Here is a 15677-nt window from a genome sequence, read left to right on the forward strand (position 1 = left end):
TTGCATGGGTGCGTTTCAGTTACTATAAAAACCGTCCCTGCCAAATGGCTGAGAAAGGTGAAAGATGCACCATTCGGATTCCGCGACCGTGACCACGGTCGATACGCTTGCCAAGCTTCTCGACGTGTGCGGCGAGCTGCGCGCATCAGAGCAGGTTGACGAGCGTGCCGTGACCGGCTGCTCGTTTGATTCGCGCGTGGTCTCGGCAGGTGACGTATTCTTTTGCAAAGGTGCTGCCTTTAAGCCCGCGTTTTTGAGCATGGCGCTCGATGCGGGCGCCGTCGCATTTGTGTGCGAGGAGTCGCTGGTCGAGTCTCTGGAGCCGCTGGCGCAGGAGAGCGGTGCTGCGATGCTGGTTGTTGATAGTGTTCGCACAGCCATGGCCCTGTTGCCGCCGGAGGTCTACGACCGTCCTGACCACGACGTCAAGATCGTGGGCATCACCGGCACCAAGGGAAAGACCACGGCCGCTTTTATGCTCCAGTCCATCATCAAGGCGGCGGGCGAGTCCTGCGGCATGATCGGCTCGGTGAGTACCGACGATGGTATCGAGTGCTACGAGAGCACCAACACCACGCCCGAGGCCCCCGAGGTTTGGCGCCATATCGCCAACTGCCGCACGTCCGGTCGCCAGTCCATGGTCATGGAGGTCTCGAGCCAGGCGCTCAAGTATCAACGCGTCGAGAATCTGCCGTTTGACGTGGCGTGCTTCCTCAACATCGGCCGCGACCACATCTCGCTGATTGAACACCCCACGTTTGAGGATTATTTTGAGAGCAAACTCAGGATCTTTGACCAGGCAAAGACCGCCGTGGTGAATCTGGGCACCGAAGAGGTCGACCGTGTGCTGGAGGCAGCGTCGACGGCCGAGCGCTTGGTGACCGTTGGTGTCGAGCATCCCGAGGCAACCCTGTGGGCGAGCGACGTGCGCATGGTCGGCTTTAGCATCGAGTTCAACTTGCATGGCCTGTGTGCCGACGAGTCCGAGGCGGGGGAGAAGATCCTGCTGGGTATCGCGGGAGACTTTAACGTGGAGAACGCGCTGGTCGCTATCGCCGCCGCGCGCGAGATCGGTATCGGTATCGAGGCCATCAAGAAGGGCCTCTCCAAACTGCGTGTGCCGGGCCGTATGGAGGTCGTGGAGTCGAAGGACGGCCGCGTGATCTGTGTCGTTGACTATGCGCATAACCAGCTTTCGTTCCGTTCGCTTTTCTCGTCGGTCAAGCGCGCGTTTCCCGCTAGTCCAGTCATTGCGGTGTTTGGCGCTGCCGGCGGCAAGGCGCAGGAGCGCCGCGAGCAGCTTCCGCGCGAGGCCGCACCATATTCCGACCTGATGATCTTTGCCAACGAGGACCCGGCTCACGAGGACCCGATGAAGGTCTGTCGCGAGCTTGCCGAACATGTTCCCGACGATACGCCGAACAAGATCATCCTCGATCGCGAAGCCGCTGTGCATGCGGCGTTCAAGGCGGCGCGCGAGGAGTACGTCAACCCCGATGCTCCCACCATTGTCTTGCTGCTGGCAAAGGGTGACGAGGAGCTCATGCACGTGGGCGACGAGTTCGTGCCCATCGAGAGCGACCTTTCGTTGGCCAATCGCCTGATCGATGTTACCCAGTTTGACTAATGAACCATGATGGCGGCGGCGCCCTGAGTGCGCTGTCGCCATAAGCGTGTTCCCTCAATCAAAACATGCCGTCCAAGTCCAAACCCTTCTACGTAAACGGAGTGACCATGTCCCACAACACCCTGCCGACCGTTGCCGAGCTTTCGGGCGAGATGCGCGAGCGCCTTGCCAAGGTCAAGTACGTCTTTACCGATCTGGACGCCACGATGCTCGCGCCCGGCTCGTGCGTGCTGCGCGACAACGACGGCAATCCCTCGACCAAGCTCGTCGAGGCCGTCGTGGCGCTTGCCCGCGCTGGCATCCAGGTAATTCCCACCTCGGGTCGCAACCGCACCATGATCCACGAAGATGCCCGCGTGCTCGGCCTCAACTCCTACATTGGCGAGATGGGTGGTCTGGTCATGTACGACCTCAAGGCCAACGACTGGGAGTATCTGACCGGCGACATGCCTTACGACCCCGCCTGCGGCCTTACGCCGCACCAGGTGATTGAGCAGACCGGCGTGTGCGAGAAGATTCTCGCTCGCTGGCCGCACAAGATCGAGTACCACAACGACATGTCGACTGGCTATAAGTACCGCGAGGTCACCGTCGGCATGCGCGGCGATATTCCCGATGACGAGGCGCAGGCCATCCTCGACGAGGCCGGCTGCGGTCTGGTCTGGGCCTGCAACGGCCACTTGACTCATCTGTCCAAGCCGACGACCCTCGAGCTCGATCGCGTCGAGGACGGTCGTGCCTTTAACATCAATCCGTCGGGTCTCGACAAGGGCGTGGCGGTCGCGCGTTTCTGCGAGCGTCTGGGCATCGAGCGCGACGAGACGCTGGCACTCGGCGATTCCGAGTCTGATTTCTACATGGCCGACCACGTGGGCACGTTCTGCCTGGTCGAGAACGGTCTGACCAGCGCCGGCGCGTCCGAGTTTCTTGCGTCCTGCGATAACGCCTTTGTCACGCGTGGCAGGATCGTTGACGGCTGGGCGGCGACGGCGGAGCTGCTCGTCGCGGCCCGTTCATAGCGCAGTGCCGTTACGCTTGGCCATATCTTTTCGAGAGAGAATCTGGTGAGGTAATGTCCGATATCGAGAATCTGGCCGGTGATACGCGCCCCATCGGCGTGTTCGACTCGGGCCTGGGCGGCTTGACGGTTGCGCGCGCGATTGCGACGGCGCTTCCGCACGAGTCCGTCTACTACTTTGGCGATACCAAGCGCTGCCCTTACGGCACCCGCACCGAGGACGAGGTGCGCTCGTTTGCGCTACAGGCGGGGCGCTGGCTTTCGAGACACGACGTCAAGATCATGGTCATCGCCTGCAATACGGCGACGGCAGCGGCGCTTCGCCTGGCTCAGCAGGTGCTCGATGTCCCCGTGATTGGCGTAATCGCGCCGGGCGCGCGTGCCGCCATCAACAGCACCCGCACGCGCCGTGTGGGCGTGCTCGCCACCAACCTCACCATCCGCTCGGGCGCCTACACGCGCGCCATCCAGGACTTGGATGCCGGCGTGGACGTGTATGGCTGCCCTGCCTCGAGCTTTGTCGAGGTTGTCGAGCACGAGCTCGCCTCGGGCGCGCATCTGCAGGAGCAGTGGCTCGAGAACGAGGATATTTTTGATACGCCAGCCGTTCGCGCGCTGGTCAACGCCACAGTCGAGCCACTGCACGATCGTGGCATCGATACCGTGGTGCTCGGCTGTACGCACTTTCCGTTGCTGGTGGGCCCCATCCGTCATGCGTTGGGGCCCGGAGTGCGCGTGGTGAGCTCCGCCGAGGAGACCACCCGCGAGCTGACCGATATCCTCACGCGCCGTGAGCAGCTGGCGGGCAACACCGCCGAGCCGCAGCATCGCTTTGCCACCACGTCCGACAACATCGCCGAGTTTGCGGTGGCGGGCAGCTTTATCTTTGGCCAGCCGCTCAAAAGCATCGAGCATGTCGATATCGACGAACTCGGTTAGGCACGCAACGTCGCCGGAGTCTTCGCCACTCTTTTGCCGAAAGGATAGTTCCATGGAATATATGCAGGTCAACCGCGCCAACGGCCGCGCCGCAAACGAGCTGCGTCCCGTTAAGCTCACCCGCGGCGTCATGAAGCACGCCCACGGCTCGTGCCTGGCAGAGTTTGGCGACACGCGCGTGCTGTGCGCCGCCACCATCGAGGAGGGCGTTCCGGGCTGGCGCAAGGGCGCCAAGGCCGGTTGGGTAACGGCGGAATATGCGATGCTGCCGGCGTCGACCGGCAAGCGCTGCAAGCGCGAACATGCCAACCGCAAGGGCCGTTCCATGGAGATCGAGCGCTTGATCGGCCGCAGCCTGCGCACCGTCGTCAACATGAAGGCGCTCGGCGAGTACACCGTTACCGTTGACTGCGATGTGATCCAGGCCGATGGCGGCACGCGTACGGCGAGCATCACCGGCGCCTGGGTGGCGCTGCACGACGCCCTTGCCATGTGGGTCGAGGCGGGCAAGCTCGAGCGCATTCCGCTTACCGGTCAGGTTGCCGCTATTTCCATGGGCGTCGTCGACGGCAACACCCTGCTCGACTTGGATTATTCCGAGGACAGCCACGCCGAGGTCGACATGAACCTCGTCGCCACCGACTCCGGCGAGATGATCGAGCTCCAGGGTACCGGCGAGCAGGCGCCCTTCGACCGCAAGCGTCTCAACGCCCTGCTCGATCTGGGCGACAAGGGCATCGCCGAGCTCATCGAGCTTCAGCGTCAAGCCCTCGCCTAACCTGCCAAAAGGGGATGTTGATTTTGGCAGGTTTAATCTGCGAAAACGCCGAAGTATAAGACTGCCGTTGATTGAGAGGGGAGAGGCCGAGGCCCTCGTCGTCCTCTACACGGCATTGCTATAAGAGACAAGGAGGCCAGCTATGGCACTTGAGAAGATTGACATCGACACCCTCGACCCGGCGGCGACCATTGTTGTGGCCACGGGTAACGCCCATAAGCTCACCGAGATCGAGGCCATTTTGGGCAAGGTCATGCCCGAGGTGCGCTTTGTGGCGCTCGGCCAGCTGGGCGATTTTGAGGACCCCGAGGAAAACGGCACGACGTTTTTGGAGAACGCCATCATCAAGGCGCAGGCTGCGGTCGAGGAGACGGGCCTTATGGCCATCGCTGACGATTCCGGCTTGGTCGTCGACGCGCTGGACGGCGAGCCGGGTGTGTATAGCGCGCGTTATGCGGGCGTACACGGCGATGATGCCGCCAACAATGCCAAACTACTCGTTAATCTGGAAGGCGTGGCAGACGAGGATCGCACCGCACGCTTTATGAGTGTCGTTGCGCTCATCGACCAAGACGGCCTGGTCACCTATGGCGAGGGCGCCTGCGAGGGCGTTATCGCACGCGAGGGCCGCGGCGACCACGGCTTTGGCTACGACCCGCTGTTCCTGCCGGTCGATACGCCGGGCAAGACTATGGCCGAGCTCACAGCGGACGAGAAGAACGCCATCAGCCATCGTTTCCATGCACTCGAGCACCTGTCCGCCAAACTCACGGGCGAGGAGTAGGCCGTGCGTGCGGTGGTGCAGCGCGTGCTCAACGCCGGTGTGACGGTCGACGGCGAGTGCGTGGGCCGCATTGGGCGCGGCTATCTGGTATTGCTGGGTGTGGGCCATGGCGATACGCGTGCCGAGGCCGATAAACTATGGGGCAAGCTCCGCGGGCTGCGTATCAACGAGGACGAGAACGGCAAGACTAACTTGGCGCTTGCCGATGTCGACGGCGAGGTGCTCGTGGTGTCGCAGTTTACGCTGTTTGCCGATTGCCGCCACGGCCGTCGTCCGTCGTTTACGGATGCTGGCGCGCCCGATGTCGCCAACGAGCTTTATGAGTACTTTCTGACGCTCGTCGCCCAGGACGTCGACCACGTGGCGCACGGCATCTTTGGCGCCGACATGAAAGTCGACCTGGTCAACGACGGCCCGTTCACCATTGTCCTCGATACCGACAATCTGTAAGTAGCCTAATTAGCTACTTGCGTGGGGTTGTAACAGGGTGCTATAGTATTAGAGTTTTGTCTATCTTAGGGGTATTATCCCCTTTTTGAATTGCACCTTCTGGAGGCCCTGTTCATGGAAGAGATGGAAGTCAATTACGTCGACGACATCCACGAGAAGCTGACCGATATGGTGGGCGATCGCGTCAAGGTGAAGGCCAACATGGGCCGTACCCGCGTTGTCGAGCGCATGGGTACCATCAAGAGCGTCCACCCGGCTGTCTTTATCGTCGAGGTTGACGAGCGCCGCGGCCGCAAGTCGCGTCAGTCCTACCAGTACATCGACGTCCTTACCGGTCAGGTTGAACTGTTCGACCCCGAGAGCGGCGAGCACATCTTTACTCCGCTCGGCAACCAGCTCGAGGAGCATTAACGGTGACCGATCGGTCCCTCATCCTTACTGCGCCGGCAAAGATTAACCTCTACCTGGGGGTTCATACCGAGCGCGATACCCGCGGCTACCACAAAGTCGATTCCCTGATGGCAGCTGTCGGCCTAGCCGATACCGTGACGGTCACGCCGGCGCAGGCGTTGACCGTCCAGACGGTTCCGGCATCAGATTTTCCCATGCAAAAGAATACTGCCTACCGCGCCGCCGTCGCCATGGCCGATCATTTCGGGCGCGAGGCAAACGTGTGCGTGACGATTGAGAAGCGCATCCCGCTGTGCGCCGGCCTGGGCGGCCCCTCGACGGATGCCGCGGCGGTTATCGTTGCCCTGGCTGAGCTGTGGGGCATCGACCGCACTGATCCTGCGCTGGATGAGATTGCGCGTGGCATCGGCGCCGACGTGCCGTTCTTTTTGCATACGAGCCCCGCATTCTACGTGGGTGGGGGAGACGTTCTGGCAACTGAGTACCCCGCGCTTCCTGTGACGCCCGTTGTGCTGGTCAAGCCGCGGGAGGCGAGCGTTTCGACAATTGAGGCCTATCGACGTTTTGACGAGGCCCCGGTGCCCGCGACTGCGCCCGGTGCCATTGCATCGGCTCTTAGCGTGAGTGATGCGAAGATGGCGTATTCGCTCATCCATAACAACTTGGGCATCATTTCTGCTTTGATGGAGCCGCAGATCCAGGCGGTTCTCGACTGGCTGAGCGAACAGGAGGGAACCGTTGCCGTGGACGTGTGCGGGTCGGGTGCCTGCTCGTTTGCCATTTGCGACACCGCCGCCACGGCCGAAAGGCTTGCCGGGGCTGCCCAGCAAAATGGCTGGTGGTCCTGCGCGACTGAGCTTATTCCCAACACGGTTCAAATCGACGCGCCAAAGAAATAAAAATTTCTCTAGCACGCGGCGAAAAACTTTGTTACTATAGTCGAGCTAACGGGTTGTGGCTCAGTTTGGTAGAGCACTGCGTTCGGGACGCAGGGGTCGCTGGTTCAAATCCAGTCAACCCGACCAGAGCATGAGGAGGGACCGCTTCTTGCGGTCCCTTTTTTTAGCTATTGTTGTGATACCGCGATACCCGCGGTATACTCATTCGAGCTTGTCTCGCTGTTTTGTGGAGGTCTACATGTTTGGACTGAGGGCTCCTGAGCTCATCATTATTCTCGTCGTTGTCCTGATTATCTTCGGGCCCAAGAACCTGCCGAAGCTCGGCAAGTCCCTCGGCTCTACCGTCAAGAATATCCGCGAGGGTATGGAGGGCGACGATAAGGACGAGACCAAGCAGGCCGAGGACGTTGTGGTCGAGGAGTCCGAGGAGGACAAGAAGATCGCAGAGCTCGAGGCCCAGCTCGCCGCCGCCAAGAAAAAGAAGGCAGAGGACGGCGACGCGGACGCAGAGTAGTCCCATCCCTTTGGGGTGAGCACCTGACCGGCTTGCCCGCAGGCTAGCCGGTCTTTTTCGTTATGTTGACAGTTGATTGTTACATCATAGTTGGGGAGATATCCGTATGGACGCAAGCCAGATCGTACTGACCGCTGAGGGCCGCCAGAAGCTCGTCGAGGAGCTCGCTTGGCGTGAGGGCGATTACGCCAAGGAGATCGTCGAGGACATCAAGGAAGCCCGCGCGTTTGGCGACCTTTCGGAGAACTCCGAGTACGATGCCGCCAAGGACAAGCAGGCTCAGAATGCTGCTCGCATTGCCGAGATTCAGGCTATTCTCGCCAACGCTCAGGTTGCTGCCACCACGGGCGATCTGACCGTCTCCATCGGTTCCACCGTTTCGCTGATTGATCCCAACGGTGAGGTCATGGAAGTCACGCTCGTCGGTACCACCGAGACCAACTCGCTCGAGCACAAGATCTCCAACGAGTCCCCGGTCGGCCACGCCATCATCGGCCACGGCGAGGGCGACTCCGTCGAGGTCGTTACGCCTTCCGGCAAGACTCGCGTCTACACCATCGCCAAGATCGCACGCTAGACCACGGTCCCGCGTAAAGGTATGTTTTCGCTCCCTGGGACCGAATCCTGGGGAGCGTTTTAGTTTGAGGAGTTAACTTATGGCAGAGAACCAAAACGCCGCCGAGCAGGCATCGACGCTCAATGACGAGCGCGCCACGCGCCTGGCCAAGCGCGCCGCCCTGTTCGAGGCGGGCCAGAACCCCTATCCCGAGCATTCCGAGATCGAGGACTACGTTGCCGACATCGAGGCTAAGTATGCCGATCTTGCCGATGGCGAAGACACCGAGGACGTCGTGAAGATCGGCGGCCGCGTGGTCGCAAAGCGTGGTCAGGGCAAGATCATGTTCATCGTCGTGCGCGACGCAACCGCCGAGATTCAGCTGTTCTGCCGCATCAACGACATGGACGAGGCAGCCTGGAATACGCTCAAGGCCCTCGACCTTGGCGATATCCTGGGTGTGACCGGTGTGGTTGTGCGTACTCAGCGCGGCCAGCTCTCCGTCGCCCCTAAGAGCGCGACCCTGCTCTCCAAGGCCGTTCGCCCGCTGCCCGAGAAGTTCCACGGTCTCTCCGACAAGGAGACCCGCTATCGTCAGCGCTATGTCGACCTGATCGCCAACGACGATGTCCGCGAGACCTTCCGCAAGCGCTCGCAGATCCTCTCCACCTTCCGTCGCTTTATGGAGTCCGACGGCTACATGGAGGTCGAGACTCCCATTCTGCAGACCATTCAGGGTGGCGCTACGGCTAAGCCGTTCATCACGCACTTTAACGCTCTCGATCAGGAGTGCTACCTGCGCATTGCTACCGAGCTGCACCTCAAGCGCTGCATCGTCGGTGGCTTTGAGCGCGTCTTCGAGATCGGTCGTATCTTCCGTAACGAGGGCATGGACCTCACCCACAACCCCGAGTTCACCACGATGGAGGCCTACCGTGCCTTCTCCGATCTCGAGGGCATGAAGGCGCTCGCCCAGGGCGTCATCAAGGCTGCCAACAAGGCCATCGGCAACCCCGAGGTCATCGAGTACCAGGGCCAGACCATCGATCTTTCCGGTGAGTGGGCAAGCCGCCCCATGACTGATATTGTCTCTGACGTGCTCGGCAAGAAGGTCACCATCGACACGCCTGTCGAGGAGCTTGCTGCCGCCGCGCGCGAGAAGGGCCTGGAGATCAAGCCCGAGTGGACTGCAGGCAAGATCATCGCCGAGATTTACGATGAGCTGGGCGAGGACACCATCGTCAACCCGACCTTCGTGTGCGATTACCCCATCGAGGTCAGCCCGCTCGCCAAGCGTTTTGAGGACGACCCGCGTCTGACCCACCGCTTTGAGCTGGTCATCGCCGGCCACGAGTACGCCAACGCATTCTCCGAGCTCAACGACCCGGTCGACCAGGCTGAGCGCTTTGCCGCCCAGATGGCCGAGAAGGCCGGCGGCGACGATGAGGCCATGGAGTATGACGAGGACTACGTACGCGCCCTCGAGTACGGTATGCCTCCCGCGGGCGGCATTGGCATCGGTATCGACCGCGTGGTCATGCTGCTCACCAACCAGGCTTCCATCCGCGATGTCCTGCTGTTCCCGCACATGAAGCCCGAGAAGGGTTTCCAGTCCGGTGCCGCTGCCGCCAAGGCTGCAGAGGCCGGCAACGCCGCGAGCCCGTTCGTTAAGTCGCTCAAGCCCACGCTCGATTACTCCAAGATCGCCGTTGAGCCGCTGTTTGAGGAGTTCGTCGACTTCGATACCTTCTCCAAGAGCGATTTCCGCGCTGTGAAGGTCAAGGCATGCGAGGCCGTCAAGAAGTCCAAGAAGCTGCTGAACTTTACGCTCGACGACGGTACCGGTGTCGACCGCACCATCCTCTCCGGCATCCACGAATACTATGAGCCCGAGGACCTGGTCGGCAAGACCCTGCTCGCCATCACCAACCTGCCTCCGCGCAAGATGATGGGCATCCCCAGCTGCGGCATGCTCATCAGTGCCATCCACGAGGAGGAGGGCGAGGAGCGCCTCAACCTGATCCAGCTCGACGCCTCCATTCCCGCCGGCGCAAAGATGTACTAATTGGTTCCGCCGTTCTACCGAACGGCGGACCAGCCGACGCTGCGCGCCGCCCAGTGCGACAATTTGTCATTCAAAAGGCAAGGCATGACCAGAAGGTCTATGCCTTGCCTTTTTCATGCCAACTTGTTCGCCCTGGACGTCGCTCGCTGTCGTTGCCAAAACATCGGCGTTGCCGGAGTAGTCGTTGGGGACGTTCTTAAACGACTACCCAACGGCTATTGTGCACATGTCTCGCATGACAGTTGTCTCTTTTATGCTTCCTTTAGCTGTCGCTGTCTAGGATGGGGGCTAGTCGGCAGGAAGGGAGCGCCTATATGGACGATGCGAGCGAGCGCGCAATCGAAGAGGACATGCTCGATCAGTTCAATTACTTTGATGATGAGGACGAGGAGCTGATCGACCGTCGCGAGCCAGCGCCGCTTGATTCCTTTGATCTGGTCGATGAAGAGACTGATGAGGTTGAGGACGAATCAACGGAGTCCCCACAGTCTTCGCGCCTTAACTCGCTGCTTTCGAGAGCCCCCATGCACCACGGCGTTCGTGCCGGCGCGCTCCATATGAAAACTGACTGGCACCAGATCGTGACGGCAGGCGATGAACTTGCCGTCGATGCGCCGCTCACCGATAAATCATCCATCGTCTGCCGCACCGGTATGCTTATGCTCGCGAGTGGAACGGGTGCCTGGCGCGTACGCGATACCATGAATCGAGTCGCCGCCGTACTCGGTGTCACCATCCATGTTGACTTAAGTCTCCTGTCGTTTGAGTGTACTTGCATCGAAGATGGCCACTGCTTTAACGAGGTCGTCAGTCTGCCGACAACCGGCGTCAACACCCATCGCATTTGGATGATGGAGAGTTTCCTCAAGGAAATCGAGACCTATGGTCGTCGCTTCACGGTGCACGAGTATCACGAGATGCTCAAGACCGTTGAGAGTTCAAAACCTGATTACGCGCCCTGGCAACAGGGCCTTGCGGCAGCCTGCGCCTGTGGCGCCTTTGTCTTTTTACTTGGTGGCGGTCCCATTGAGATGGCATGCGCGTTCGTGGGCGCGGGTGTCGGCAACTTTGCCCGCTCCCATATTCTCAAGCAAGGCCTTGGTCAGTTCAGCGCTTTGACGCTCGGTGTCGCACTGGCCTGTATCTCATATTTGCTGGCATTGCTCGGCCTCGCCCAGGTTGTTCCGGGTGCAATGTCGCACCAAGAAGGCTATATCGGCGCCATGCTCTTTGTGATTCCTGGCTTTCCGCTCATTACGGCAGGTCTCGACATCGCTAAGCTCGACATGCGAAGCGGTATCGAGCGTCTTTCGTATGCTGTGTCGATTATTGTGATGGCGACCCTCGTAGGTTGGATGGTTGCCGAGTGTGTGGGACTGGCGCCGGACGACTTTGCCCCACTGGGCCTTTCGCCGCTTGCCCTTACGCTCCTGCGCGTGGTGATGAGCTTCGTTGGCGTATTCGGCTTCTCGGTGATGTTCAACAGCCCGGTAAAGATGGCCGCGGCAGCTGGGTTGATCGGCGCCGTGTCCAATACCCTGCGTCTGACCCTTGTCGATGCGCCGACGATGATTCCCTTCCTGGGCCTCAGCACGGGAATGCCTCCCGAGGCAGCAGCGTTTATCGGCGCGCTGGTATCGGGTCTGCTGGCAAGTTTGGCCGAAGTCAAGCTCACCTACCCGCGCATCGCCCTCACGGTGCCTTCGATTGTCATTATGGTGCCCGGTCTGTATCTCTATCGCTCTATGTATTACATGTGCACCTTCGACACAGTCAATATGCTCGGCTGGTTTGTGCGCGCAGTGCTCATCGTAGCGTTTCTGCCCGTTGGGCTGGGTGTGGCGCGTACGCTCACCGACCCTCGCTGGCGCTACACCAGCTAATTGGTACAAGGGGGACAGGTTACTTTGCACCAAATGAGTTGCGGTGAAATAGGGACTGAATTGCTGCTTAAAGGGTCAAAACAGTCCGTATTCCACTGCAACTTATGGGGTCGGGGGATTATCGGTGCCCTGCATCTTCATAAACTCAACGCTTACGAAGCGCGCGCCGTTCGTGTTAGGGTAGTTCCACCACATAAGTAGTCGCAGACGCACGTACCACGGGCGGGCGAGATGAAGTCCCAGTAGCTCCATCTCGCCCGCCCGTTTTTGTTGTGCACCGCGGCGTAACACAGAAAGGATTTTGCCCTTTATGCCTATCAATAAACGAGAGAGCTTGCTGTTTACTTTTATCATGTGCTTTTGCATGGTGCTCTGGATGAGCATCTACAACGTTGCCCTGCAGCATGGGGCCATCAACGGCGAGGTCATTGCCGCCGCGTGGCTCGGCTTCCCCGTTGCCTACATTTTTGCCATGCGCTGCGACTGGTTTGTTGCCAGCCCCCTTGCCAAGGGTTTCGCTTTTAAATTCCTGGTCACGCCGGGGTTGCTCGCTTTATCTTCCGACGCGCCTTCCCCATGGGAACCGTCTTTGAAGAGCAGCATATGGAGCTTGTACGTATGCCGGGCGCTCCCGTTGCCGATGTCGTCGATGACGTTGCCGAGAGTATGGACGCCGAGCCCGCCTGCTAGGCAAGAGCCTCTAACCTAGAGCGCCCGCCGCACCCGGCGATTCCTTTTTTGTAGACGTTGTCGTATGGCTGCACGCGGAAAAGGCCACAGCGGTTAACATATACTCCATATGGGTAAAGAGACCAAAGCGCCGCCACGAGTGGCGCTTTGCGTTTGAAAAACTAGCTCGTCTAAGAGGAACTAGCATGTTGGACCGTTTTACCGATCGCGCGCGCAAGGTCATGTCCATGGCCAAGCAGGAGGCGCTCGATCTTCACTCAAATAAGGTGGGTACCGAGCATCTGCTGCTCGCGCTCGCCAAGGAGGACGAGGGCATTGCCGCCGAGGCACTGCGCTCACTCGATATCTCCTACGATGACATCATGGACACGCTCAAGGAGGTCCAGACCACCGTTCCCGAGCCCAGCGAGGAGACCGAGGCCGCTAAGCTCGCCTTTACGCCGCTCGTCATCAGCGTGATGGAGCGTTCCTTCCGCGTGGCGCGCGAGAACAACCAGACCTATGTGTCGACCGAGCACCTGCTCATCGGTATCGTCGAAGAGGGCAACGGCATGGCCATGGACATTCTCATGCGCCTGGGTGTTTCGTCCGCTTCCATTAAAAAAGCCATCGAGAAGCTTACCGCCAAGGATCAAGACAAGAAGCGTCCGCTCGCCGGTGCCGGCGCCGGGCGTCCCGGTACAGGCCTGCCGTTCTTTAGCGGCTCGGACGCCTCGCAGCAAAAGGGGAGCGGCACCGACACGCTCAAGCAGTTCGCCACCAACCTTACGCAGAAGGCGCGCGACGGCGAGCTCGACCCGGTGATCGGTCGCGAAAAGGAAGTCCAGCGCATGATGGAGATCCTTTCGCGCCGCACCAAGAACAACCCGCTTATCTTGGGTGACCCCGGCGTGGGCAAGACGGCCATCGTCGAGGGCCTAGCGCAGCAGATCGCTGCCGGCAACGTGCCCGAGAACCTTATGAACCAGAACATCTGGACGCTCGACTTGCCGGGTCTTGTCGCGGGCGCCAAGTATCGCGGTGAGTTTGAGGAGCGTCTCAAGAACGTGATCCAGGAGGCAACCGAAGCCGACGACGTCATCCTGTTTATCGACGAGATGCACACCATCATCGGTGCCGGTTCTGCCGAGGGATCCATCGATGCAAGCTCCATGCTCAAGCCCGTGCTCGCGCGCGGCGCTTTCCAGATCATCGGTGCCACCACGGCCGAGGAGTTCCGCAAGTACCTCACCAAGGACCCGGCCTTCGAGCGCCGCTTCCAGACCATCGATGTTGAGGAGCCAAGCGTCGAGGACACGGTCAAGATCCTGACCGCGCTCAAGCCGCGCTACGAGGAGCACCACCACGTGCGCTATACGCAGGGTGCCATCGAGGCCGCCGCGAACCTCTCCAACCGCTACATCCAGGATCGCTTCCTGCCCGATAAGGCCATCGACCTCATCGACGAGGCCGGCGCCCGCGCCCGCATTGCCGCCAACCGTGCGCCTGAGCCGGTGCGCGAGGCCGAGCATCGCGTGGAGGAGCTCAAGGCTGCCGCGCAGGAGGCCACCGAGGGCGACGACATGAACAAGGCCGCCGAGATTACCGAGCAGCAGAAGGCTGCCGAGATTGAGCTCGCCGAGGCCAAGGCAGCTTGGACGGCCGAGCTCGACGCCAGCCCGCTCACCATCGATGTCGCCCAGGTTGCCGACATCGTGTCCGTGACCTCGGGCGTACCGGTGTCTTCGCTCACCGAGAGCGAAAGCCGTCGTCTGTTGCAGACCGAAAGCGTGCTCAAGACCCGCATTATCGGCCAGGATGAAGCTGTCGAGGCCGTGGCCAAGGCAGTGCGCCGCAGCCGCTCGCCGCTCAAGGACCCGCGTCGTCCCGGCGGCAGCTTTATCTTCTTGGGTCCTACCGGCACAGGCAAGACCGAGCTCGCCAAGACGCTCGCCGAGTATCTCTTTGGCAGCAAGGACGCGCTTATCAGCTTCGACATGTCGGAGTTTGGCAGCGAGTTCGAGGTCTCCAAGCTTATCGGTAGCCCCCCGGGCTACGTGGGCCACGACGAGGGCGGTCAGCTCACCAAGGCCGTTCGCCGTCACCCGTACTCGGTCGTGCTGTTCGACGAGATCGAGAAGGCGCACCCCGATATCTTCAACATCTTGCTGCAGGTGCTTGAGGAGGGTCGCCTGACCGATAGCCAGGGCAAGACGGTCGATTTCCGCAACACCGTGATCATCATGACGTCCAACGTGGGCGCCCGCGAGATTGCGCAGGATGCGAGCGTTGGCTTTGGCACCACCGGTGAGCAGGGTCTTACCTCGAGCGAGATTAAGGGCCGTGCGATGGGCGAACTCAAGCGCCTGTTCCGCCCCGAGCTGCTCAACCGTATCGATGACATCGTGGTGTTTCAGAAGCTTTCGGGCGAGAACCTGACCAAGATCGCTCACCTGCTGGTGGACGACCTGCGCCAGCGCCTGATTGCCAACGGCATGAACATCAAACTCACCGATGCGGCCTACGACAAGATTGTAGCCGAGGGTACCGACCTCACCAACGGCGCACGTCCGCTGCGCCGCGCCATCCAAAAGCTCATCGAGGATCCGCTATCCGAGGAGCTGCTGGCCGGCGAGTGGGGCAGCGGCGATACCGTCCTGTGCGACGTGGCCGACGGCAAGTTCGTTTTTAGCCACGGTACGGGCGAGATCCCGGCGCCGCGTCCGGCAGGTGCGCTAGGGGGCGATACCGCTCCGGCAGCGCCGCACACCGGAAACGCCGCGCCTGTGAGCAGTGGCGTAAGCTCGGGCCCCGGCGGCATGATGCAAGCCGGTTCCGGCGCGCTGTAGGGCGTAACAAAACCTTGTGTCCACGAGGGCGTTCCAAAGGAGCGCCCTTTTTTGTTGGAAAGGCCCCTCGTTCAAAGCAAATCTCATTAAACATACCAACGGTGTATGCATAAGCGTTGATCAGGCGTTGAGGTTGGTTGAAGGGTCCAACGTCCCTTCGGCGCGGTCCGTCTACCTGCTTTATCTTAATAAAGCGGCGTCTATCCGCCGTTAGCCGATGATGCGAGAGCGCTCG

Annotated in this window: 14 protein-coding genes and 1 tRNA gene; 14 read left to right on the forward strand and 1 reads right to left on the reverse strand. The window is 60.6% G+C overall.

Annotated features, from left to right (window positions below; genetic code table 11):
- Window positions 1-64: 64 nt before the first annotated feature.
- The 13 genes from ACQRAJ_RS02890 to ACQRAJ_RS02950 all read left to right on the forward strand — a co-directional run bounded on the left by ACQRAJ_RS02890 (window position 65) and on the right by ACQRAJ_RS02950 (window position 11924).
- Window positions 65-1627 (forward strand): Mur ligase family protein, encoded by a 1563-nt coding sequence (locus tag ACQRAJ_RS02890; protein WP_427747683.1) that lies wholly within the window; start codon window positions 65-67, stop codon window positions 1625-1627.
- Between the two features lie 107 nt (window positions 1628-1734).
- On the forward strand, window positions 1735-2646 hold the full coding sequence (locus tag ACQRAJ_RS02895) for an HAD family hydrolase (RefSeq protein WP_427747684.1): 912 nt from the start codon (window positions 1735-1737) through the stop codon (window positions 2644-2646).
- A gap of 53 nt (window positions 2647-2699) precedes the next feature.
- Window positions 2700-3584 carry a glutamate racemase gene (gene murI / locus ACQRAJ_RS02900; RefSeq protein WP_117769301.1) on the forward strand — a complete coding sequence of 295 codons (885 nt, stop codon included), beginning with the start codon at window positions 2700-2702 and terminating at the stop codon, window positions 3582-3584.
- 52 nt (window positions 3585-3636) lie between these two features.
- Window positions 3637-4362: a ribonuclease PH gene (rph, locus tag ACQRAJ_RS02905; RefSeq protein WP_117799672.1), complete on the forward strand. Its 726-nt coding sequence runs from the start codon at window positions 3637-3639 to the stop codon at window positions 4360-4362.
- Between the two features lie 142 nt (window positions 4363-4504).
- Window positions 4505-5146, forward strand: coding sequence for an RdgB/HAM1 family non-canonical purine NTP pyrophosphatase (gene rdgB / locus ACQRAJ_RS02910; protein ID WP_427747685.1), 642 nt, complete (start codon window positions 4505-4507; stop codon window positions 5144-5146).
- A gap of 3 nt (window positions 5147-5149) precedes the next feature.
- On the forward strand, window positions 5150-5596 hold the full coding sequence (dtd, locus tag ACQRAJ_RS02915) for a D-aminoacyl-tRNA deacylase (RefSeq protein ID WP_117797049.1): 447 nt from the start codon (window positions 5150-5152) through the stop codon (window positions 5594-5596).
- A gap of 114 nt (window positions 5597-5710) precedes the next feature.
- Window positions 5711-6007 carry a Veg family protein gene (locus tag ACQRAJ_RS02920; protein ID WP_118206416.1) on the forward strand — a complete coding sequence of 99 codons (297 nt, stop codon included), beginning with the start codon at window positions 5711-5713 and terminating at the stop codon, window positions 6005-6007.
- A 2-nt stretch (window positions 6008-6009) separates the two neighbouring features.
- Complete coding sequence (gene ispE / locus ACQRAJ_RS02925; RefSeq protein ID WP_427747686.1) at window positions 6010-6906, forward strand: 4-(cytidine 5'-diphospho)-2-C-methyl-D-erythritol kinase; 897 nt, start codon at window positions 6010-6012, stop codon at window positions 6904-6906.
- A 49-nt stretch (window positions 6907-6955) separates the two neighbouring features.
- A tRNA-Pro gene (locus tag ACQRAJ_RS02930) sits at window positions 6956-7032 on the forward strand.
- 112 nt (window positions 7033-7144) lie between these two features.
- Window positions 7145-7420, forward strand: a complete 276-nt coding sequence (tatA, locus tag ACQRAJ_RS02935) for a twin-arginine translocase TatA/TatE family subunit (protein WP_195838497.1) — start codon at window positions 7145-7147, stop codon at window positions 7418-7420.
- 106 nt (window positions 7421-7526) lie between these two features.
- Window positions 7527-7997: a transcription elongation factor GreA gene (gene greA, locus ACQRAJ_RS02940; RefSeq protein WP_006234960.1), complete on the forward strand. Its 471-nt coding sequence runs from the start codon at window positions 7527-7529 to the stop codon at window positions 7995-7997.
- A gap of 79 nt (window positions 7998-8076) precedes the next feature.
- Window positions 8077-10041, forward strand: a complete 1965-nt coding sequence (lysS, locus tag ACQRAJ_RS02945; protein ID WP_427747687.1) for a lysine--tRNA ligase — start codon at window positions 8077-8079, stop codon at window positions 10039-10041.
- Between the two features lie 314 nt (window positions 10042-10355).
- Entirely contained in the window at window positions 10356-11924 is a 1569-nt protein-coding gene (locus ACQRAJ_RS02950; RefSeq protein ID WP_427747688.1) for a threonine/serine ThrE exporter family protein, read from the forward strand.
- Window positions 11925-12026: 102 nt separating this feature from the next.
- Here ACQRAJ_RS02950 and ACQRAJ_RS02955 read toward each other — a convergent pair whose 3' ends face one another.
- Entirely contained in the window at window positions 12027-12308 is a 282-nt protein-coding gene (locus ACQRAJ_RS02955) for a hypothetical protein (protein ID WP_427727022.1), read from the reverse strand.
- 491 nt (window positions 12309-12799) lie between these two features.
- Between ACQRAJ_RS02955 and ACQRAJ_RS02960 the strand changes: the two genes are divergently transcribed.
- Window positions 12800-15442 (forward strand): ATP-dependent Clp protease ATP-binding subunit, encoded by a 2643-nt coding sequence (locus tag ACQRAJ_RS02960; RefSeq protein WP_427747689.1) that lies wholly within the window; start codon window positions 12800-12802, stop codon window positions 15440-15442.
- Window positions 15443-15677: the final 235 nt, after the last annotated feature.

The sequence above is a fragment of the Collinsella sp. SGI.184 genome (genome assembly GCF_050313415.1).
In the GTDB taxonomy this organism is placed as follows: Bacteria; Actinomycetota; Coriobacteriia; order Coriobacteriales; family Coriobacteriaceae; genus Collinsella.